The 21,284-nt window shown below is 75.6% G+C and carries 15 protein-coding genes and 1 riboswitch; of the genes, 7 read left to right on the top strand and 8 right to left on the bottom strand.

What is annotated here, in order from left to right; all coding sequences use genetic code 11:
• Window positions 1–226: 226 nt before the first annotated feature.
• The 3 genes from ACIRBX_RS04850 (at window position 227) to ACIRBX_RS04840 (ending at window position 4,304) form a co-directional block, all read left to right on the top strand.
• Entirely contained in the window at window positions 227–1,513 is a 1,287-nt protein-coding gene (locus ACIRBX_RS04850; protein ID WP_402293740.1) for a hypothetical protein, read from the top strand.
• A gap of 62 nt (window positions 1,514–1,575) precedes the next feature.
• A complete protein-coding gene (locus tag ACIRBX_RS04845; RefSeq protein ID WP_402293739.1) occupies window positions 1,576–2,922 on the top strand; it encodes a glycosyltransferase family 4 protein in 1,347 nt (448 codons plus the stop codon).
• A 47-nt stretch (window positions 2,923–2,969) separates the two neighbouring features.
• Window positions 2,970–4,304 (top strand): GH1 family beta-glucosidase, encoded by a 1,335-nt coding sequence (locus tag ACIRBX_RS04840; RefSeq protein ID WP_402293738.1) that lies wholly within the window; start codon window positions 2,970–2,972, stop codon window positions 4,302–4,304.
• A gap of 43 nt (window positions 4,305–4,347) precedes the next feature.
• Here ACIRBX_RS04840 and ACIRBX_RS04835 read toward each other — a convergent pair whose 3' ends face one another.
• Complete coding sequence (locus ACIRBX_RS04835; protein ID WP_402293737.1) at window positions 4,348–5,625, bottom strand: PucR family transcriptional regulator; 1,278 nt, start codon at window positions 5,623–5,625, stop codon at window positions 4,348–4,350.
• Between the two features lie 183 nt (window positions 5,626–5,808).
• Here ACIRBX_RS04835 and ACIRBX_RS04830 point away from each other — a divergent pair, with 183 nt between their 5' ends.
• Window positions 5,809–7,146, top strand: a complete 1,338-nt coding sequence (locus ACIRBX_RS04830) for a lipase family protein (RefSeq protein ID WP_402293736.1) — start codon at window positions 5,809–5,811, stop codon at window positions 7,144–7,146.
• Between the two features lie 7 nt (window positions 7,147–7,153).
• Here ACIRBX_RS04830 and ACIRBX_RS04825 read toward each other — a convergent pair whose 3' ends face one another.
• Entirely contained in the window at window positions 7,154–7,879 is a 726-nt protein-coding gene (locus ACIRBX_RS04825; RefSeq protein ID WP_402293735.1) for an alpha/beta hydrolase, read from the bottom strand.
• A gap of 154 nt (window positions 7,880–8,033) precedes the next feature.
• Window positions 8,034–9,884 carry a cholesterol oxidase substrate-binding domain-containing protein gene (locus ACIRBX_RS04820; RefSeq protein WP_402293734.1) on the bottom strand — a complete coding sequence of 617 codons (1,851 nt, stop codon included), beginning with the start codon at window positions 9,882–9,884 and terminating at the stop codon, window positions 8,034–8,036.
• A 130-nt stretch (window positions 9,885–10,014) separates the two neighbouring features.
• Window positions 10,015–10,157: riboswitch (SAM riboswitch) on the top strand.
• Between the two features lie 197 nt (window positions 10,158–10,354).
• On the opposite strand from ACIRBX_RS04820, the gene ACIRBX_RS04815 reads away from it, so the two are divergent.
• Window positions 10,355–11,068 (top strand): IclR family transcriptional regulator, encoded by a 714-nt coding sequence (locus ACIRBX_RS04815; RefSeq protein WP_402293733.1) that lies wholly within the window; start codon window positions 10,355–10,357, stop codon window positions 11,066–11,068.
• A 244-nt stretch (window positions 11,069–11,312) separates the two neighbouring features.
• Here ACIRBX_RS04815 and ACIRBX_RS04810 read toward each other — a convergent pair whose 3' ends face one another.
• The gene (locus ACIRBX_RS04810) at window positions 11,313–12,224 is read right to left on the bottom strand and encodes a phytoene/squalene synthase family protein (RefSeq protein ID WP_402293732.1); all 912 of its coding nucleotides are present in this window, start codon (window positions 12,222–12,224) and stop codon (window positions 11,313–11,315) included.
• 761 nt (window positions 12,225–12,985) lie between these two features.
• On the opposite strand from ACIRBX_RS04810, the gene ACIRBX_RS04805 reads away from it, so the two are divergent.
• Window positions 12,986–14,341: a serine/threonine-protein kinase gene (locus ACIRBX_RS04805; RefSeq protein ID WP_402293731.1), complete on the top strand. Its 1,356-nt coding sequence runs from the start codon at window positions 12,986–12,988 to the stop codon at window positions 14,339–14,341.
• Between the two features lie 91 nt (window positions 14,342–14,432).
• Window positions 14,433–15,356, top strand: coding sequence for an alpha/beta fold hydrolase (locus ACIRBX_RS04800; RefSeq protein ID WP_402293730.1), 924 nt, complete (start codon window positions 14,433–14,435; stop codon window positions 15,354–15,356).
• Window positions 15,357–15,373: 17 nt separating this feature from the next.
• On the opposite strand, the gene ACIRBX_RS04795 is transcribed toward ACIRBX_RS04800, so the two are convergent.
• The 4 genes from ACIRBX_RS04795 to ACIRBX_RS04780 all read right to left on the bottom strand — a co-directional run bounded on the left by ACIRBX_RS04795 (window position 15,374) and on the right by ACIRBX_RS04780 (window position 21,197).
• Complete coding sequence (locus ACIRBX_RS04795) at window positions 15,374–16,387, bottom strand: hypothetical protein (protein ID WP_402293729.1); 1,014 nt, start codon at window positions 16,385–16,387, stop codon at window positions 15,374–15,376.
• Between the two features lie 92 nt (window positions 16,388–16,479).
• Window positions 16,480–17,769 (bottom strand): M20 family metallopeptidase, encoded by a 1,290-nt coding sequence (locus ACIRBX_RS04790; protein WP_402293728.1) that lies wholly within the window; start codon window positions 17,767–17,769, stop codon window positions 16,480–16,482.
• 185 nt (window positions 17,770–17,954) lie between these two features.
• Window positions 17,955–19,811, bottom strand: coding sequence for a methyltransferase (locus ACIRBX_RS04785; RefSeq protein ID WP_402293727.1), 1,857 nt, complete (start codon window positions 19,809–19,811; stop codon window positions 17,955–17,957).
• Between the two features lie 177 nt (window positions 19,812–19,988).
• Window positions 19,989–21,197: a 4-hydroxybenzoate 3-monooxygenase gene (locus tag ACIRBX_RS04780; protein ID WP_402293726.1), complete on the bottom strand. Its 1,209-nt coding sequence runs from the start codon at window positions 21,195–21,197 to the stop codon at window positions 19,989–19,991.
• Window positions 21,198–21,284: the final 87 nt, after the last annotated feature.

Here is a 21,284-nt window from a genome sequence, read left to right as displayed (position 1 = left end):
CCACCGTTCGGACGGCCGGTACGTGAACGGTCTCGCTCGGGGGAGTGGGGGACATCCGGCGCCTCTCGATTTCTTGATCATCAAGAGCCTAACCGGACGGTCGTCCGCTGTCGGTAGGGAAAACCCGACCATCGGAACTCGACCTGGACCCCATGACCCCGGGTCCGAACCCGCCTGGAATGGAGCGGTGTCGAAACAACTGCCGGGGACATCGAAAGGGCTTCTGGTGAAGGGAGTCGGAGCAGGTTGGTGGCTGGCCGCAGCGGGCTTCGCGGCGGCGCTCGCCGCCGTCTCCACACTGGCGCCGCACCGCATCTGGGGCGGCTGCGCGGCCGTCGGCTACCTGCTGGCGGCCGGGCTCGTACGGGCGGAGCGGCGGGCGCGCGGAGCGGTGGCTGCGGTCGCGGTGGCCGCGGTCGGGGCGGTGCTGGTGCCGCTGGTGCTGCTGCTGACGACCGGTCAGGCGCAGAGCGAGGTCGGGGTGGTGGAACGCTCCGCCGCGACCCTGCTGCGCACCGGGACGCCGTACCTGGCGGAGCCGCAGAGCGTGACGGACTACAACCCGTACCTGCCCGGGATGGCGGTCTTCGGCCTGCCGGGGCGTCTGGCGGGGGCCGGTGACGTCCGGTTCTGGTGTGCTGCCGCACTGGTGCTGTGCCTGGCGGCCGCGCACCTGGTGCTGCGGAGTGGCGGTGCGGCCCGCCCGGTCGGGGCGGGGCGCGGGCACGGGCGCGTGATCGGGGTCGGGGCGTTGGTCGCCTCGCCGCTGGTGGCGCTCCCGCTCTGTGTCAGCGGCGTCGACCTGCCGCTCACCGGGCTGCTCGCGCTCGCCCTCGCCCTCGCGGTCCGGCACCGGCCGGTGGCGGCCGGGGTGGCGCTGGCCGCCGCCTGCTCCCTCAAGTGGACGGCCCTGCCCGCGCTCCCCGTGGTGCTCGCTCTGCTGACGGCCGGTCAGGTGGGGTGGAACGAGTCGGCGCGAGGCGGGTCGGCGCGTGGCGGGTCGGCGCGTGGCGGGGCGGCCGTTCGGTCGGCCGTGCGGTGCCTGGCTGCCTGGGCGGTCGGCACCACCGCCGTGCTGGCACCCGTGCTGGTGGCCGGGCCGGGGCCGCTGGTCGAGCAGGTGTTCCGGTTCCCGACCGGTCGCGGCGCCTTCCCGACCCCCGCCGCCAGTCCGCTGCCGGGACGGCTGCTCGCCGACCTGGGGCCGGCCGGCCGGTGGACGGGGCTGGTGCTGCTGCTCTGCGGCGGCGTGGCGGTGGCCGTCTCGCTGGTGCGCCGCCCGCCCCGGGGCCTGGTCGCGGCTGCCGACCGGCTCGCGGCCGGGCTCTGCCTCGCCTTCCTGTTCGCCCCGGCCGGGCGGTACGGCTACTTCGCCTTGCCGCTGCTGCTCGTCCTCTGGGCCCGGCTGGTCGCGCGCGCCGCCGTGCCCACCGCCGTACGGGCCTCGGCGGACGGGAGCGGTCGCCTGGCGGTGGCCCTCCCGGGCACCCGCATCCGGCCGTCCCTGACCTGACCACCCGTCAACCACGCCCTCCGCACCATCCGCACCCTCCATCACCGAACCGGAGCGAGACCTTGGGCACCACCCTGATCGTCACCAACGACTTCCCACCCCGCCAGGGCGGCATCGAGACCTTCGTGCACGCCATGGCCATGCGGGTGCCCGGCCACGACGTGGTCGTCCACACCTCCGCCGAGCCGGGTGCCGCCGCCTTCGACGCGACCCTGCCGTTCCCGGTGGTCCGTGATCGGGCCCGCACCCTGCTGCCCACCCGCCGAGTCACCGAGCAGACCGCCGAGTTGGTCCGGGCGTACGGCTGCGACCGGGTCTGGTTCGGCGCGGCGGCGCCCCTCGCGCTGATGGCCCCGGCCCTGCGCCGGGCCGGGGCCGAACGCCTGGTCGCCACCACCCACGGCCACGAGATCTGGTGGGCCCGGGTGCCCGGTGCGCGCCGCCTGCTGCGGCGGGTGGGCGAGGGGGTGGACGTGGTCACCTATCTCGGGGAGTACACCCGGAGCCGGATCGCCCCGGCGCTCGGCCCGCAGCCACGGGCCCGGCTCAGCCGTCTGGTGCCGGGCGTCGACGCGGCGGCCTTCCGGCCGGATCCGGTGCCCGGCCCGGCGTCCGCCGATCCGGCCGATGCGGGCCTGGCTTGTGCCGGTCCGGTTCACGTCGATCCGGTTCACCCCGATCCGTTCCGGGCTGCTCCGATCTCCCTCGATCCGGCCCGCGACGCCCCGTCCCGGGCGGATCGGGCCCGTGCCGTTCGCGACCGGCACCGGCTGCACGGCCGCACGGTGGTGCTGTGCGTGGCCCGGCTGGTGCCGCGCAAGGGGCAGGACGCGCTGATCCGCGCGCTGCCGCTGATCCGCAGTGCCGTACCGGAGGCGATCCTGCTGATCGTCGGTCAGGGGCCGGACGAGCGGCGGCTGCGTCGTCTCGCTGCCCAACTGCCCGAAGGTTCGGTGGAGTTCGCCGGCGGGCGGAGCCACGCCGAGCTTCCCGGCTACTACGCGGCGGCCGACCTGTTCGCCATGCCGTGCCGCACCCGCCGGGCCGGTCTGGAGGCGGAGGGGCTGGGCATTGTCTACCTGGAGGCCGCCGCGAGCGGTCTGCCGGTGGTGGCCGGGGACTCCGGCGGGGCGCCGGACGCGGTGCTGGACGGCCGGACCGGGGTGGTGGTGGACGGCCGGGACGTCCGAGCCGTCGCCGAAGCGGTGATCCGGCTGCTGGGCACCCCGGAGGGGGCCGCGATGGGGCGGGCGGGGCGGCGGTGGGCGGCGGCCGAGTGGAGTTGGGACGGCTCCGCCGCGCGGCTCGAACGGCTGCTCACCCCGGGTGGTCCGCTCCCGGCCGACGCCCCGTCACCCGGTCGGTCGTCATCGCGCGGGCCCCTGGCCCCGGACGGCTTCCGCTCCTAACATGAGCAGTCCTCGCATTTGCCTGATCACCTTGCGGAAGGACCCCCATGACGGACCGCCACGACCTGCCCGCCGGATTCCGCTGGGGCGCGGCCACCGCCGCGTACCAGATCGAGGGCGCCGTCCGGGAGGACGGCCGGGGGCCGTCGATCTGGGACACCTTCACCGCGCGCGAGGGCACGATCCGGGACGGCCACACCGGCGACACCGCCTGCGACCACTACCACCGCTGGCCCGAGGACGTCGCCCTGCTGCGCGGGCTCGGGGTGGACGCCTACCGCTTCTCCATCGCCTGGCCGCGGGTCGTGCCGGCCGGCCGGGGCCCGGTGAACGAGGCCGGGCTGGCCTTCTACGACCGGCTGGTGGACGGCCTGTTGGAGGCCGGGGTGGAGCCCGTGCCCACGCTCTTCCACTGGGACCTCCCGCAGGCCCTGGAGGACGGCGGCGGCTGGCTCGCCCGGGACACCGCGTACCGCTTCGCCGAGTACGCCGCCGTGGTCGCCGACCGGCTCGGCGACCGGGTGCGCAGCTGGATCACCCTCAACGAGCCCTTCGTGCACATGGTCTACGGCTACGCCCTCGGCAACCACGCCCCCGGCCGGACCCTGCTGCTGGACGCCCTCCCGGTGGCCCACCACCAACTCCTCGGCCACGGCCTGGCCGCCGCCGAACTCCGGGCCCGGGGCGGCTCCGTCCTGCTGACCAACAACCTCACCCCGGTCCGGCCGGCCTCCTCCTCGGCCGAGGACCTGGCGGCTGCCGACGCCTACGACACCCTGCACAACCGGCTCTTCAACGACCCCGTGCTGCTCGGCAGTTACCCCGACCTCTCGGCCTTCGGCGTCCCGGCCGACCTCGGCGGGGCGGTCCGGGACGGCGACCTCGCCCTGATCGCCGCCCCGCTCGACGGACTGGGCGTCAACTACTACAACCCCACCCTCATCACCGCCCCCGCCGCCCCCGGCCTCCCGTTCGCCGACGCCCCGATCGAGGGCGTCCCCCGGACCGCCTTCGGCTGGCCGGTGGTCCCGGACGGCCTGCGCGAACTCCTCACCGGCCTGCGCGAGCGCTACGGCGCGGCCCTCCCGCCCGTCACCATCACCGAGAACGGCTGCTCCTACCCCGAGGACCTCGACGACCAAGACCGCATCTCCTACCTGGCCGGCCACCTGGACGCCCTCGCCGCCGCCCACGCCGAAGGCGTCGACGTCCGGGGCTACTTCACCTGGTCCCTGCTCGACAACTTCGAGTGGGCCGAGGGCTACCACCAGCGCTTCGGCCTGGTGCACGTCGACTTCGAGTCCCAGCGGCGCACCCCCCGGGCCTCCTACACCTGGTACCGCGACCTGATCGCCGCCCACCGGGCCCGCCGGACGGCCTAGTTCGACTCCGCCCGCCCCGGGCCGCAGGGCGCGGCCTCGGGTCTCATGCGGGGGCCTCCGTGCCGTGGCGGGCGGTGTCGTGGGCGGCCAGGGCGGCGCGCAGGGTCAGTTGGTCGTCGCCCCGGGCAGCGTCCAGGCCGGTGAGTTCGGCGGCCCGGCGCAGGCGGTAGTCGACGGTGTTGGGGTGGACCAGCAGCCGGGCGGCGGCCCTGCGCCGGTCCAGGCCGCCGGCGAGGTAGGCGCGCAGGGTGTCGAGCAGGTCGGGGCGCCCGGCCAGCGGGGCGAGCAGGGCGGCGAGCCGGTCCCGGGCCGGGCCCGGGCGGCTCAGCTGGTACTCCAGCAGCACGTCCTCCAGCAGGTACAGCCCCGGCCCGCGCCCGGAGGCGCGTGCCACGTCGCGGACCTCGGCCACCAGGCGGGCGGCGTCCGCCACGCCGCCGGGCGCCGCGGTGGCCGCCGCCACCAGCAGTTCGGCGCCGCACCGGTGGCCGAGCTGGTCGACCAGCCGGGCGAGCCGCTCCCGGTCCGCCCCGCCGGGGCCGAGGGGTGACGCGCCGTCAGGGATCAGCACCAGGCCGGTGTCTCCCGAGAGCCGGGAGAGCAGCTCACCGTCGGTCCGGCGCTGGAGCTCGTGGCGCAGGCGCCGGAGTTTGCGGCGGTCGGCCACGGCGTGGTTGACCCCGGCGAGCAGCTCGTCGGGGTGCGGCCCCACGGTCAGGGCGAGCACCAGGTAGCCGGCCGGCAGCGGCAGACCGGCCCGGTCGGCGGCGGCCCGGAGGTCGCCGCCCTCCAGCAGTGCGGACAGCAGCTCCTGCCGGGCGACCTGCTCGTCGCCCAGCGCGGCCTGCCGCTCCTGGACGTAGCCCGCCGCGACCGCGCAGCTCACCAGCCGCAGGTAGTCGAGCAGCCGGTGCTGGACCAGCAGCACGTCCGGCAGGTCGGCCGGCTCGGCGGCGGCCAGCACCCGGGCCGCGCACTCCTGCGCGCCGAAGTGGTAGGCGCCGACGACGGCCTCCAGCGGCACTCCCTCGTCGGCGCGGCGGGCCGAGGACTCGCTGATCCGGGCGAGCTCGGCCTCGCCGGGCAGTTCACCGGTCTGCAGGGTCTCGGTGAACGCCCGGATGCCACGGTCGACTTCGCGGGCGATCTCGCCCCGGAGCTGCTCGGAGGGGAGGGCCTCGTAGGCGGGCAGCTGCTCGACCAGCCGGGCCATCACGGCGGGCGCCAGGACCGAGGCGGTGGCCCGGAGCCGTTCGTGGACCGGGGTCCCGCCCAGTCGTGGTGCCGCGTCGGCTCGCTCCGCCGGGCTGGACGCCGTCACAATCCACCTCGCGAATCTCTGGTGCACGGCCCGGGGACACCCCGCCGTACCGCAGTCATCATGTTCTCCGGGACGTTTCCTACCAGTTGGTAACACGCCCACCGGTGTACCACCCCACGTGCGCGGACCCCACCCGTGCCGTGCACCGGACCCTCACACCCACCCACCCCACGGGGGAGCCGCATGCGCACGAACACCTCCCGCCTGCTCGCCGCCGCCGTCACCGCCGCGCTGGCCGCCACCACCCTGGCCGCCACCGCCGTCCCGGCCGCTGCGCAGGTGACCGCCGCCGCGGGCGACGCGTTCTACCGCTACGACGGCAGCACGCCGCTGGCCTCGCTCGCGCCGGGCACCGTCCTGAAGACCCGGACCCTGGCCTACCACGTGGTGGGGCTCCCGACCCCCGTCCGGGCGGTCCAGCTCCTCTACCGCACCACCGACGCCCAGGGCCGCCCGGCGGCCAACGTCACCACCGTGGTCCGCAGCCTGACGGGTGATTCCAGCCGGGCGGTCTCGTACCAGTCCTTCTACGACTCGCTCGACCCGGCGGACGGCCCGTCCCGCGCGGTGGCCGGCGACCTGAGCCTCGGCGGGCTGATCCCGAACGCCGAAGCGCTCTTCCTGGTGCCGCTCCTGACGCAGGGTTACAACGTCGTCATCCCGGACACCGAGGGGCAGACCGCCGACTTCGCGGCCGGCCCGGAGTACGGCACCAACACCCTGGACTCGATCCGCGCCGCCACCCGGTCCGAGGCCACCGGCATGAACGCCGACACGCGCTTCGGCCTGATGGGCTACTCCGGCGGTGCCATCGCCACCAACTGGGCCGCCGCCCTCGCCCCGGGCTACGCGCCGGACGTCAACGCCAGGCTGGTCGGCTTCACCGAGGGCGGCCTGCTGGTGGCGCCGGCGCACAACCTCAAGTACGTGGACGGCTCGCTGGCCTGGAGCGGTGTGATCCCGATGGCGGTGATCGGGGTCTCCCGCTCCTTCGGGATCGACCTCAAGCCCTACCTGAACGACTACGGCCTGTCGGTCTACCGGCAGTTGGAGGACGGGTCGATCATCGACGCGGTCGGCCACTACCCGGGGCTGACCTGGAAGAAGATGGCCAAGTCCCAGTACTCCGACCCGAATTCGGTGCCGGCCTTCGTCGACGCGGTGAACCGGATCAACCTCGGTTCGGCCCCCACCCCGACCGTCCCCGGCCACATCGCCCAGGGCAACGGCGGCGTCCTGGAGGGCACCTTCGCCAGCCCGGCCGGCATCGGCACCGGCGACGGCGTGATGGTCGCCGGTGACGTCCGGGCGCTCGCCCGACAGTACTGCGCCATCGGCAACGGCCGCATCGCCTACGACCAGTACGACCTGCTCAGCCACCTCGGCGCGGCCGTCGCCTGGGCCCCCGGCGCCCTCGGCTGGCTGAACGACCGCTTCGCGGGGCGCCCCGCCCCCACCGACTGCGGCCGGATCCCGGCGGGCAACTCGCTGGCCCCGGAGGTGCCGCAGCCAGCCCGTTGACGGTGCGTCACTCCTCCTGCCGGGCCGGGCTGCCGGTGGTGGCCAGTCGGTGCAGCAGCCCGACGGTCTCGTCCCGGTGGGACGCGAACGCCCCGTGGTCACTGCGCCAGGTGAGGACGTGGGTGGCGCGGGCGGCGAACCGCCCCTGCAACTCGGGGTGCACGGCGCGGTCCTCGGAGCAGACCACGTAGGTGCTCGGCCGTTCGCGCCAGGCGGGGGAGGCCGTCGGGTGCAGCCCGGCGGCCATCGCCTGCGGGACCAGGCCGGCGGTGTGGCGGGCCCGTTCGGCGGTGCCGAGTTGTCCGTGGAACAGCTCGCCCGCCGCCCCGGGGGCGATGGTGGTGACACCCGCCCGGTCGCCGACCATGGCGGTCGCCAGGGCGGTGGGCGGCGCACCGGCGAGCAGACCGAGCGCGGTCTCGCCGTGGTCGGGCATCATCGCCGCCAGGTACACCAGGTGGTCGACCCGTTCGGGGGCGAGGCCGGTGATCACGGCGCCGCCGTAGGAGTGGCCGCAGGCCACGGCCGGGCCGTTCCCGGACAGCCGGTCCAGGGCGTCCTCGGCCGCGGCGATGTCGGCGGCCAGCGAGCCCCGGTGCAGCTCGGCGACGGCCACCGGGACCCCGAGGGTCCGCAGGCCGGCCGCGACACCGTCCCAGGCGTGCCCGGTGTGCCAGGCGCCGTGCACCAGCAGTACGCCACGGACGGGGGCGGTGGGGGAGGGGAGGTTCATGACGGGCCTCTCGGTGCTCGCGGTGTCGGGACCGCAGGGCCGCACCGCGCGCGGTGCGGCCCTGCGGTCATGAGAGTCACCGGGGCGGCGAAAGGATTCGGACGGTCGGCCACCAAGTGCACGGCGGGGACCTCCGGGGAGCGGTCGCCGCCGGCTACGGCGTGCGCAGCAGGCCGTCCAGGAACGGGTTGCCGAAGACGTGGTGGGGGTCGAGGCGGTCGAGGGTGGTGACGGCCTCGGTCCACTCGGGGAAGGAGGCGGGGATGGTGGTGGCGAGGACGCCGGGGTCGGACCAGGCGGCGGTGTCGGTGTAGGCCCAGCCCTTGGACCACTCGACGCGGAGGGCGGCGCGGGTGCCGTCGAAGGCGGCGAGCAGGGCCTGTTCGAGCTCGCGGCAGAAGCGGTGCAGGCCGGGGGTGCCGGGGAGGGTGAGGACGTCCAGCCAGAGGGCGGTGTCGCGGTCCGGGTGGGCGGGGTCGGGGCGGAGGGCCGAGAGCAGGGCGGGCCGGGCGCCGGGGATGCCGGTGGCGGCGGGGTCGTCGAGGCCGGTGACGCGGATCTCGACGGCGCCGTTGACGGGGTACTCGCCGCGCTGCTGGTACTCCGTCAGCAGGCGCTGGTAGGTGGTGGTGAAGGAGTGCACCGCCCACTGGAGGTCGGCCCGCCGCAGGTGCACCGCGTAGCCGTTGGCGGTGACCCGCAGGGTGGTCGGCCGGATGTACTGGAGCAGGTGGCGGGAGGGGCCCCAGAGGTCGGAGCGCAGGCCGCCGGCCAGCAGGTGGGTGAGCAGCTCGCCGGTCAGCAGGGTGCGCAGCAGGCCGCTGGACAGGAGGACGTCGGTGAGGTCCCCGGTCAGCCCGATCTTGGTGATCAGGTACTGGAGCTGGCCGAAGACCGGGGCCAACTCCGGCGCACCGGAGACCAGTTGTCCGGCCAGCTCGGCGACCGGCTGGGGGATGTTGTCGGAGAAGGGGTAGTTGTACGGCTCGTCGACGCTCCGGGCGGTGAGCGGTCGGGTCGGGGTGACCCGCCAGGTCTTGAGCCAGGGGTGGGTGGTGAAGGCGTACCAGATCGCCTCGGCCCGGCCGTCCCGGTCGACGAAGGAGGCGAAGGTGCGGGCACCGGCGCTGCCGGCGGCGCCGGGGCCGCCCGGGGCGGCGAACAGTTCGGTGGCCGGGACGTCGACCCGGCTGAGGCAGCGCAGCGGCCGGTCCGGGCCGACCCGGAGCACCGCCTCGGTGAGGAAGGCCCGGCCGAGCTGGACCAGCAGCGCCCCGGCCTCGGCCTCGGTGCGGTCGAACGTGCGCGGCAGGTACCGCCCGGCGGCCGGGTCCCAGACCACGGCGGTGAGCGAGACCACCTGGTTGGAGAGCGAGCCGTGGCCGTGGCCGGCGGGCGTGGTCTCGCCGGCCGCCGGGACGCCGGTGCCGTGGCCGCCGATGGCGAGCACACCGCCGACGGTGAGGTCGCCCGGGGCCGGGCAGCCGGCGACGCCGAGGCCCTGCTCGCCGAGGCGGGCCAGCAGTTCCTCCATCGAGGCGCCGGCCTGCACCCGGACGGTCGGGGCGCCGGCCACCTGCCCGGTGGGCAGGGTGATCGCGGTGAGGTGGCGGGTGGTGTCGAGCAGCAGGACGCGGGCCGAGGAAGGGGTGTCCGGGGCGACGGTGAGCGGGGCCCAGCCGTGCCGGTGCCCCTGCGGGCGCAGCCGCCAGCCGGCCGTGCGGGCCCAGTCGGCCAGCTCGGCCACGTGCTCCGGGGTGGTGGGCTCGCAGACCCAGAGCGGATCGGTGCGCACCTCGCCGGCCCAGTTCCGGTACTCCCGCTGGTACGGGACCAGCCCGCCGGGGAGGTCGGCGGGGGCGGTGCCGACCGCCCGGGCGCTGTCCGGTCCGACCGTGCCCCGCAGCAGCCAGGCCGCTCCGCCGGCGCCGAGTGCGGCGAGGGTCTGACGCCGTGTCAGTCCGCTTGGTTCGTACCGGTGTTCTGCCGATCGCTGGTCCGTCATGCCGCGACGCTACCAACGTGGATCACCCGAGGGGGCGATTCCGGCCGACGGGGGCCGGTGGGGGAGCGGTTCCGGACGAGGTGGGGGGAGGCCCGGCACGGCGGCCCGGGGTCTTGATATGGTTCCTCGCGAATCATCCAGAGGGGTGGAGGGACCGGCCCTACGAAGCCCCGGCAACTCCCCGGTCGAACCGGCGTCCGAAGTACGCGCCGTGCCGTCCGGGAGCAGTGCCAACTCCGGCCTGCCGCCACTGTGGCGCGGGAAAGATGAGGAGACACGGTGCTCTCTGTGCTGTCCTTCGTCCGGGCGCTTCCCACCCCGGCGCTTTCGCGTACCCGTTCTGTGTCTGGCGCAGGACCCCGGCCCACTTCTGCGGCCTTCCCTCGCTGACCACCCCCTGGGCTCCCCGTACGGAGCCCTCCGCGAGCGCCGCCACCCGCCGCTCGCGGGACCTGAGACGGAGTACATCCATGGAAACCACCAGCGGCGTCGGCGTCCTCGACAAGGTCACCTCCATCCTCGGCACCCTGGAGGCCGGGCCGACCACGCTGGCCGGGCTGGTCGCCGCCACCGGCCTGGCCCGGCCCACCGCCCACCGGCTGGCGGTCGCCCTGGAGCAGCACCGGCTGGTCGCGCGCGACGTCGAGGGCCGCTTCACGCTCGGCGCCCGGATCGGCGAACTCTCGGCGGCCGCCGGTGAGGACCGCCTGCTGGCGGCGGCCGGCTCGGTGCTCGCGCACCTGCGCGACGTCACCGGGGAGAGTGCCCAGCTCTACCGGCGGCAGGGCGAGATGAGGATCTGCGTGGCCGCCGCCGAACGGCTCTCCGGCCTGCGCGACACCGTCCCGGTGGGGGTGACGCTCCCGATGCGGGTGGGTGCGGCGGCGCAGATCCTGCTGGCCTGGGAGGAGCCGGAGCGGCTGCACCGGGGGCTGCAGGGGGCCAGCTTCACGGCCACCGCGCTGAGCGGGGTGCGGCGGCGGGGCTGGGCGCAGGCGGTCGGCGAGCGGGAGCTCGGGGTGGCCTCGGTCTCGGCACCGGTGCGCGGTCCGTCCAACCGGGTGGTGGCCGCCGTTACCGTCTCCGGCCCGATCGAGCGGCTGAGCCGGCACCCCGGGGCGCGGCTCGCCCACGCGGTGGTGGAGGCGGCCGACCGTCTGACGGAGGCCGTCCGGCAGTCCTGAGCGTGGCCGCCGCCCGGCGGTCGGCCGGTGCGGTGCGGCGACCGTCTCCCGGGTGGACCGGCCGGTGCCGGCCGGCAACGGCGGGTGGAGGACGGTGACGGTGCACTCGCCCCGGCCGTGCACCGGGCGGTCGGGTGGCGACGTCCAGTGGTCGGTGCCGGGCTCAGTGTCGGTCATGGCCGCCGAACCAGCCCGACGGACCGTCAGCCGGGCGTCGGCCGAGGGGGCGTCGGCCGGGAGACGGTCAGCCGGCGGACCGGCGGGAGCGGAGGTACTCGCGGGCGAGCAGCCGCAGCGCCGCGCCCTTCGGCGGGCCGACCGGGCGGCGCAGCAGGGCGGCCGGATCGGCCCGGGCGGCGGTGGCGGTGAGGGCGTCCAGGCCGACCATGCAGCGGACCATCGGCCGGTGCGCGGGCGGGGCCAGGTCGATCACGCTCCGGCCCTCGGCGAGCGTGCGGCCGGCCAGGTCGAGCTGATCGGTGATCAGGGCCCGGACGGCGGGCAGACCGGTGCCCGCCACCAGGTCGGCGCGGGTGACGCCGTGCCGGTCGAGTGCCTCCTGCGAGAGGGTCAGGCGGCCGTCGGCCAGGTCCTCGGCGAGGTCGGCGACGAAGTCGATGCGCTGGCTCGCGTCCAGGTAGGTGCGGCAGGCGGCTCGGTAGGCGCTCTGGTCGCCGGGCGGGCCGAGCACGGTGGCGACCACCATGAAGGCCGGCAGCGCGTAGACGTCCAGGTAGGTCTGGTACTCCGCCTCGGTGGCGAAGCCGGTGAAGTCGAGGTCGGCGAGGGAGCCGGCCAGGTGCTGCGGCACCAGGGTGCGCAGGGCGGGGTGGGCCGCGACGGTGTGCAGGAACGGGCGGAGCTCGGGGTGGTCCGTGCCGCCGTCCGCCAGCGCCCCGGTCACCTCCAGCTCCCACTGCGCGTATGCGGCGCGGCGCCCGTCCAGCGGGCCGCTGTCGAGCAGGGTGTCGGTGCGGTGCATGTAGGCGGTGGCGGCGATCACGTGCGGCACCAGCCGTGCGGGCAGCAGGAGCCGGGCCGCGAGCGCGGCCTCGCGGCGGTACCGCGTCACCTGCTCCCGCTGCCGGGTGTAGTCCTCCCGCAGCCCGGGGTCGGTGATGCCGGCCGCGTCCAGCGCCTTCGTCCAGCCGGTCAACTCGCGCCCGCCCTCTTCCGGTTGGTCCGTCCGGCCCGTTCACCCGGCCCGTTCACCCGGCCCGTTCACCCGGCCCGTTCACCCGGCCCGTTCACCCGGTGCGTCCGCTCGGTGGACGACCCGCGTCGTGATCGTCCGGGGCGAGCCTAGCCGGACTCTGGGAGGTCACAGGCGGTCGGGTGGCCCCCGCGTCGGCAGGAGGGCGGCGGGGCCGCGCGGGCGGGGCTGTGGCGGCTGCCGGAGGAGGGGTGTGCGGTGCGCGGACACGGGGGACGGGCGGTGCTGTCGGCCTGGCTGCGGTCTGCCGGTCCGATGCCGACCGGCCGGTGAGCGACTGCGGCTTCCGCCGCTCGTACTTCGACAACGGCTCGGTGCAGCCCGGTGACGACCACGTCCAGGTCAGCTTCGGCGGTGGCGGGGGCCAGTGCCTGCACCAGGGCCCGGGCGAGGGCCGGGGCAGCTTCCCGGGCGGTGGCCGGATCGTCGCGGGCTTCGTGTGGCAGGGGGGGAGTGCTGATCCGCCGTGCACGGAGGGCCCGGACGGCAGTTGCCCGGCCGGAAATCCTCAGGTGAACGGGCCACGCCCCTCGCTACCCTTCCTTCACCACAACGGGGGAAGGGTGGCGGCGCGTGCACAGCATCATCATGGTGCCCGGACGGAGGACGGAGCCGGCCGGGGGGTCGCGGCCCGCACCGGGGCCGGGCCCGTGCCCCGGATCCGGGGGAGGGCCGGGAGCGGCCGCCGCCGGGGGTGCGGGCTGGTGACGGCGCCCCCTGACGGACCGTCGGACCGGCTGTCCGTGCCGGCCGGCTACCGGATCGGCCCGTGGACGGTCGGCAAGCCGCTCGGCAGCGGTGCGTTCGGCACCGTCTACGCCGCCCACCGCGGCGCCCCGGTGGCCGGCGTGCCGACCCGGGCTGCGCTGAAGGTCCTGCCGACCGGCACCCGCACCCCGCGCCAGCTCGGCCACCTGCGCGAACTCGTCGCCCGGGAGGTGGAGTTGCTCCGCAGGGTGCGGGCACCCCGGCTGATCCGGCTGTACGAGGTGCGCACCCTCGACGACCCCGCGCTGCCCGGCCTGGACGGTGCCAGCGTGCTCGTCCTGGAGCTGGCCGAGCGCTCGCTGGAGGAACTGCTCGACGCCGACCGGACCCCGCGCGGCGGCCCGGCCCTGCTGGTCGACGTCTGTGCGGGCCTGGACCAGCTCCACCGGGCCGGTTGGGTGCACGGTGACCTCAAGCCCGGCAACGTGCTGCTGATGGCCGACGGCACCGCCCGGCTGGCCGACTTCAACGTGGCCGCCGAGCTGGAGGGCACGCACGCCTACGCCCCGGTCTTCGGCACCGCCGACTACACCGCGCCGGACCTGGTCTGGTCCGAGGTGGACGAGCGCGGGCGCAAGGTGCGCCCCAGTGCGGACATCTGGGCCTTCGGGGTGCTCGCCCACCTGGTGCTCACCGGTACCCACCCGCTGCCCGGCGGCACTCCCGGCGCCCGCCGGGACGCCGCCCTGCGGTACGCGCGGGGCCAGGACGAGCTCCGGCTCTCACCGGAACTCCCGGAGCAGTGGCGGCCGTTGCTCACCGACTGCCTGGCCCGTCGGCACGAGGACCGGGCCCCGCACACCGCCGCCTCGCTGCTGCGCCGGGTCCAGGCCGCCGCCGCCGGCCGCCGTGCTCCGTGGAACCCGGGCCCGTTCCTCCGTCGCCACAGCGGCCGGCTGTTGACGGCCGCGACCGCCGCCCTCGCCACCGCCCTCGGGGTCGGCCTGGTGCCGCTGCTGCCGGAGACCGGCTACGACCGCTGCGACCGGGGCGCGGTCTGTTTCTTCACCGAGCCGGACGGACAGGGCGAGCTCTGCGCCTGGGTGGACTCGGACGAGGACTGGTACCGGGGCGAGCTCACCTGCGGCTGGTCGGCCTCCAGCCCGCCGCGCTCGGTCTTCAACAACGGCCAGAGCCTCGCCGAGGGCGCCACCAGGATCGACGTCGGGTACTTCGCGGACGTCGAGTACCAGGACCGGATCGGCTGCCTGCCGAACGGCGAACGCCGCAACCTCCCGGAGCGTGGCCCGGCGCCGTACTCGCACGAGTGGGTCCGCTCGTGTGACGACTGAGCCGGGCGCGGGGGCGCGCCCGGCCGCCGTGTCACCACCCGCCGGTACGGTCGTGCTGACGGTGCGTCAGTGAGCCGGTCGGTGAGGGACGGTGGCGCTGGCGCTGGCGCTGGCGGTGGCAGTGGTGGCAGCGGTGCGGAGGGACGGCACGATGACGGCGGTTCGGCGGACGGTCGAGGTCAACGGGGTGCGGCTGTGCACCGAGGCGTTCGGCACGCCCGGGGCACCGGCCGTGCTGCTGCTCCACGGCGCCGGGCACTCGATGCTCAACTGGCCCGACGCGTTCGTGCGGCGGCTCGCCGACGGCGGCCGGTACGTGGTCCGGTACGACAGCCGTGATGCGGGCCGCTCCACCGCCTTCCCGGTCGGTGCCCCGCCCTACGGCCTGCGCGAACTCGCCTCCGACGCAGCACACTTGATCGCTGCTCTCGACCTCGGCCGGGCCCACGTGGTCGGCATGTCGCAGGGCTCGGCCGTCGCCCAGCTGCTCGCCCTGGACCACCCGGAGGTGGTGGCCACCCTGACGCTGACCGCCTCGACGCCGGGCGGCCCCGGCCACGCCACCCCCGACCTGCCGCCGATGGCGGCCCGGATCGCGGCGCTGTTCGAGCAGGAGGAGCCGGCGGTCGACCGGGCGGACCGGGAGGCGGTCGTCCGCCACCTGGTGGAGGGCGAGCGGCCGTTCGCCGCCGCCTCCCGGCCGTTCGACGCCGACGGCATGCGCCGGGTGGCCGCCCGGACGGTGGACCACGCCGCCGACATCGCCGCCCAGCTGACCAACCCGTTCCTGATCGACGCGGGTGCGCCCTGGCGCCACCGCCTCGGCGGGCTGGCGGTGCCGACGCTGGTCTGCCACGGCGACGAGGACCCGCTCTTCCCGCCGGACCACGGTCGCGCGCTGGCCGCCGAGATCCCCGGCGCCGCCTTCCATCTGCTGGAGCGGACCGGCCACGAGGTCTTCCCGCCCGCCACCTGGGCGTCCGTCCTCCCGCTGCTGCTCGACCACACCGCCTGACGGCCGGTGACGCGGCGTCAGGCCCCTCCGGCCCCGCCGGCTCCGATGCGTAGGCCAAGCAGGGCGAGGGCCGCGTCGGCCCGGGCCGGGTCGTCGGACTCGACCGTGACCGGGCCGACCACCCGGAGGGTGAGGTGGGCGAAGGCCGGGGCGAGCGCGGCGAGGACGACGGCCGGTTCCGGGTCGGCGGCCTCCGCGCAGTGCCAGCGCTCCAGCTCCAGGCTCCGGAGGGTGAGGCTCTCCAGCTGCGGCAGCAGCGGGGAGCCGGCGAACGCGGCGAGCGTGTCGAACGCGTGGGAGTCGAACTCGACCAGCCCCAGGTCGAGTCGGCGCAGCGCCGGGAACCGCCCCGCGCCCAGCTCGGCGACCTGGTCGATCGAGCAGGCGACGCCGAACACGTCACTCTCCAGGCTCACTGCGAAGTCGGTCAGGGCAGGGAGTCGGCCCGGGGAGAAGACCGAGCCGTCGGAGATCACCGCGCCCCGGGTCCGGAGACGGGTCAGGCCCGGGTGGTCGATCGCGTCGACGAGGAAGGCACCCTCCAGCTCCAGGCTGCGCAGGGCCGGCAGCGCGGCCCACGGCTCGGTCCGCACCAGGGCCGCGCCGTGGCGCTCCAGCGGGTCGAGGGGACGGCCGGTCGAGGTCAGGCCGTCCTCGAAGAGGTACTCGAACGCGTTGCCCAGGTGGAGGTGGTGGAGCCGGGGACGTTCGCGGCGGGCCAGGGCGGCCGCCGCGTGCTCGGCGGAGTGGTGGTAGTCGGTGAGGTGGAGCTCCAGCCCGGTCAGCCCGTCGGCGGCCGGGTGGGAGAGCAGCGCCTCGATCAGCGCCCCCTCCCACTGCTCCGGATCGCCCGGATCGACGGTCGCCGCACCCCCGGCGACCAGCCGTTCCACCAAGGCGCCGCGTTCCGCTCCCGGGGTGTGCCGGTAGACGGCGCTCTCCAACACGCCGTCCACCTCCGTGAGTTGCCACGAGCCGTCGGCCCTGAGCAGGTCGAGCACGGGCAGGGCCGTCGGGTCGTGGAAGGGCACGGTGCGCTCCGGGCGTCGGTGGAGGAGGTCGGCGGGGATCAGCAGCCGTGCCGATCATTCCATCCGTCAGCAGCCGGGGCGCAGCAGGGTGTTCAGTCCGGCAGGAGCGTACCGGCGAGGTGGTCGTAGGCCACGTGGGCGTGCAGGCGGACGCCGGTGGGGAGGGTGGCGTCGTCGGCGTAGAAGTGCGGGTTGTGGTTGGGGACCAGGCCCCGGCCGCCGGGGGTGGGGACGGGGCGGCCGGCCGGGTCGAGGGCCGCGTCCTGGACGCCGAGCATGACGTAGAGGCCGCCGAAGCGGTCGATCAGCTCGGAGACGTCGTCGTAGCCGAGGGTGGGGTCGGTCTCGGTGAGGTGGTCCGGGCCGGCCACCCGGCGGAGGGTGGGGAGGGCGGCCTCGACCCAGGCGGGGCGGTTGTGGACGGGCGGGACGTCCTGGAGGTACTCGGTGGTGGCGGTGCAGCCGAAGGCGAGGGCGGAGTGCTCGACCAGGGTGGCCAGGCGCTGCCGCACCTCCGTCATGTCGGTCTCGACGATGCAGCGGATGGTGCCCCAGAGGGTGACCGTCTGGCCGATGATGTTGAACCGGCCGACGTCCTCGACGTGCCCGATGGTCACGGTGACCGGGTCGAAGGCGCTCAGCTGGCGGTAGAGCTGCCCGATGCCGGTGAGCACGGCCCCGGCGGCCGGCATCGGGTCGATGCCCTGCCAGGGGGTGGAGCCGTGCACCTGACGGCCCGTGATCACGATCCGGACCAGGCAGGAGGCGCCGTACTGGTTGCCCGCCCGGTAGCCCACCTGGCCCTTGGGGAGCGGGACGACGTGCATGCCGAACGCCATGGTCGGGACCGGATCGGCGAAGGCGCCCTGCTCGACCATCGCGAGGGCGCCGCCGGTCTCGGTGACCGGCGGGCCCTCCTCGGCCGGCTGGAAGGCGAACAGCACCGTGCCGGGCAGCTCCGCGCGGACCCCGGCCAGGACGGTGGCCGCGCCCATCAGCATCGCGGTGTGGCAGTCGTGTCCGCAGGCGTGCGAGACGGGGAACGGGCCGCCCGGGTAGTCCGGGTCGGTCACCGTGGAGGCGAACGGCACCCCGCTGAGGTCGGGGACCGGCAGCGCGTCGATGTCGGCGCGCAGTGCCGCCGTCCGGGAGCCCGGCCGGCCGCCGCGCAGCACGCCGACCACACCGTGGCCGGCGATGCCGGTGCGCACCTCGTCCAGGCCGAGCGAGCGGAGGTGGTCGGCGACGTAGGCGGCGGTGCCGGCCTCCCGGTTGGACAACTCCGGATGGCGGTGCAGGTGCTGACGCCAGGCCACCACCTCGGAGGCGATGGCCGCCGTGCGGCGGTCCAGCTCTGCGTGGATCGGGTCGCTGCCGGTCATCGCGGCTCCGTTCGAGGAGGGGACGAGGGGGGCCTGGCGGGAGGCGGGCGGTGCGGTACCGACGCTAGGCGTGACGGGGGCGGTGCGCCACGGCGCCGCTCCGGCCGGGCGGTGATCGGGAGCCGGACGGGTGGTCAGCTGCCGCGAGGACCTTGGCAGCTGACCACCCGTCCGGGGTCACGGCGCTACGGTGTGCCGGTGCGGGCGGTCTGGATCGGGACCGGGGCGGTCCGGCGGGCGTGCAGCACCGTGGCGCCCAGCGGGAGCGGTGAGCGGCCGACCAGGGTCAGGCCGGTGTCGGTGAGCAGGCGGGAGAAGTGGTCCGCCCGCCGTTCGTGGCCGCCGACGTTGCACCGCATGTGCAGGTCCCAGGCGGTGGCCAGCGAGGGCGAGCCGTCGTCCGGGAGCACCCGTTCGACGATCAGCAGGTCCGCGTGGGCCGGCATGGCCCGGGCGCAGTGCCGCAGGATCTCCCGGCAGCGTTCGTCGTCCCAGTCGTGCAGGATGCGCGACAGCAGGTAGACGTCCCCGCCCGGCGGCACGTCGGCGAAGTCGCCCGCCAGGTAGTCGCAGCGCTCGCCGCAGTCGGCCGCGTCCAGGGCCCGACGGGCGGCCTCCACCGCGTGCGGGCGCTCCAGCAGGACGCCGCGGAGCCCGGGGTGGGCGGTCAGCAGCCGGGCGAGGAGCGCACCGTTGCCACCCGCGACGTCCACCACCGTACCGGTCCCGGCGGACGCGGCGGCCGTCACCACCGGGTGTGTGGTGAGCGGTTCGAACATCCGCGAGCTCGCCGCCATCGCGTGGTCGAACAGCTCGGCCAGCTCCGGATCGCGGGCGAAGTGGTCGAAGTGGTTCTCGCCGTAGAGGTGGTCGAAGGCGACCCGGCCGGTCCGGACGGTGTGCCCGAGCTCCGCGAAGGAGTGGTAGAACGGCCCGCCGTACATCAGCGCCAGCGGTCGCATGGAGGCCGGGGTGTCGGTGCGCAGCAGGGCGCCGAGCGGGGTGAGGCGGTAGGCGTCCCGGCTCGGGGCCCGGTCGTGCCCTTGGTCGTGGCCATGCCCTTGGCCGTGGTCGTGCCCCTGGTCCTGGTCGGCGGCCTCGACCACGTCCAGCATGGCGAGGTAGCGGAGCAGGGAGGCGAGGGCGTCCGGGTCGGCGCCGACCGTCCGGGCCAGGGCCGGCAGGCCGGTGGCGGTGGTGGTGTCCAGGGCGTCGGGCAGGCGGAGTTCGGCGGAGACCGCCAGGGCCTGGGTGGTCCAGGCACCGGTGAGCAGGCGGAGGAGCGTTTCCGCAGAGGTGTCCTGTGTGGTGCCACCGGACCCGGTGCCCCCGGGCCCGGTGCTGCCGGACGGGGAGGGACCGGGCCGGGGGACCTGAGGGGGGCTCAGGTGGGCGGCCAGGACGTCCGGGTGCTCGCCGGGGACGTACAGCTCCAGCCGCCGGTAGCCCGCCTTGGTGTCGGCGGGGGTGGTGAAGTAGAGCACGGTGCCGTCCTCGTGCGGGTTGTAGCCGCCACCGTCCGGCCCGGCTCCGTGCCGGGCGAGCAGCGCGCAGAGGCCGCGCAGCACCAGCGGGTCCGGGTGGTCGACCTCCAGGGCGAGGTGGGCCTCGTGGTCATGGGCCCGTTCGTGCTCGGCCGGTCCGGCGAGGTCCGAGCCGGTTGGCACGGTGAGCACGAAGACCTCCACCGTGCGCCCGGTGCCCTCGACGGGCGGGCGGAGGATCCGGACGTCCAGCGAGGCCGGGGCCCGACCGTGCCGGGCGGCCAGCCGGTCCCTGACCACCACGCTGGGCCGGGCCGTCACGTCCGGGGCGAGGCCGCAGCCGGCCAGCAGGGCGCGGCGCTCCTCGACGTCGGCCGGGAAGACCAGTAGGGCGGCGTGCGAGAAGCGGCAGCGGTCCGCCAGCGCGCGCAGCTCGGGGCCGTCCAGGCCGGGGAGGAGCAGCGGGAGCAGGGCGGAGGTGTCCTGCTGCCGGACGAACTCGACGGCTTCCGTTAAGCGGGCGGCGTCCGTGCGGTGGGTGGTGGTGCTGGTGGTCATGGTGGTGACTCCTCGTCTGTTCTCGGTCCCCGGAAGCGGGATGCGGGCATGGCAGAGCGGGGCCCGGCCGGGGGCTGAGCCTGGTCCGGCCGGGCCATGGGGGAGGGGGTCGTCGGACGCCGGGGTGGTCGGCGTGCCAGAGTGGGGGCGTGGGGCGCGGGGAGTCGGCCGCGCGGCTCAGACGCCGACGTAGTGGTCGGCGAACCAGTCCTGGAAGGTGCGCGAGTCGCGCAGTGAGGCGAGCCGGGAGCGTCGCCGGGCGTCGTCGAACGGGCTGCCCGACTGCGGTGTGCGGTGCAGGAGTTGCACCATCCAGTGGGAGAACTCCTGGGCCCGCCAGATGTGTTCGAGGCTGCGCCGGGAGTAGTCGTCCAGCCCGCCGGAGTCGCCGTGGTGGAGCCGGGCGAGCAGGGCCGCCGCCAGCAGTTCGGCCTCCAGCACGGCGAGGTTGGCCCCCTTGGCGGCGGACGGGCTGAACAGGCTCGCGGCGTCACCGGCCAGCAGCAGCGAGCCGTGCCGCAGCGGCTCGATGACGTCGGACTCCAGGTCGATCACGGTGCGGTGGACGATCGGGCCGTGGTGCAGCGGGCCGTGCTCGTCGGTGCGGAGCCGCTGCTCCAGCTCCGCCCAGATCCGGTCGTCGGACAGCCGGTCGGCCGGGGTGCCGGGCTCGCACTGGAGGTAGTAGCGGGTGAGGGCCGGGGTGCGGGCCATGTGCCCGGCGAAGCCGCGGCGGTGGACGGCGTAGCCGACCGCGTCCAGGCTCGGCGGGGCCTCGGCGAGCAGCCCCAGCCAGCTGAGGCCGTGGTCGTGCCGGTGGTGCCGGTAGCCGCCGGGCGGCAGCGAGCGGCGGGCCGCGCCGTGCCGGCCGTCGCAGCCTGCCACGTACCGTCCGGACCAGGTGGCCGAGCCGCCGGCCGGCCCGGTGGTGACGGTGACCCGGGGCCGGTCCGAGTCGATGTCCAGGACGGCCACCGCCTCGGTGCCGAACTCCACCCGCCCACCCGCCTGTCGGTACTGCCGGAGCAGGTCGGCCACCAGGTGGTGCTGCGGGTAGACGGTGTGGCGCTCGCCCCGGCCGAGGGTGGCGTAGTCGAGGCGGAAGCTGCCGTCCTCGGTGCGGAACTCGCAGAGTGCGTGCTCGCGTCCGTGCCGGTGCAGGCCCTCGGCGAGGCCGTGCCGGTCCAGGATCCGCACGGTGTTGGCGGCCAGGAATCCGGCCCGGGACCGGGATGCGAGCTGCTCCGGGGTGGCGCGCTCCAGGATGACGCAGTCCACTCCGGCGGTGTGCAGCAGATTGCCCAGCACCAGTCCGGCGGGGCCCGCTCCGAGGATGAGCACGTCAGCTGAATTACGCACAGCTGGGATGATCTGACTCTCCGTCATGGAAGTGGATCATAGGCAGTCGTCGGCCGGAGGGGCGGAGAGATTCACCCGTATGCACGCATCCGGAGTGGGGTGGATGGAGAACTG

The sequence above is a fragment of the Kitasatospora sp. NPDC096147 genome (genome assembly GCF_044763225.1).
Lineage (GTDB): Bacteria > Actinomycetota > Actinomycetes > Streptomycetales > Streptomycetaceae > Kitasatospora.
This window is presented reverse-complemented; position numbering and strand designations above follow the sequence as displayed.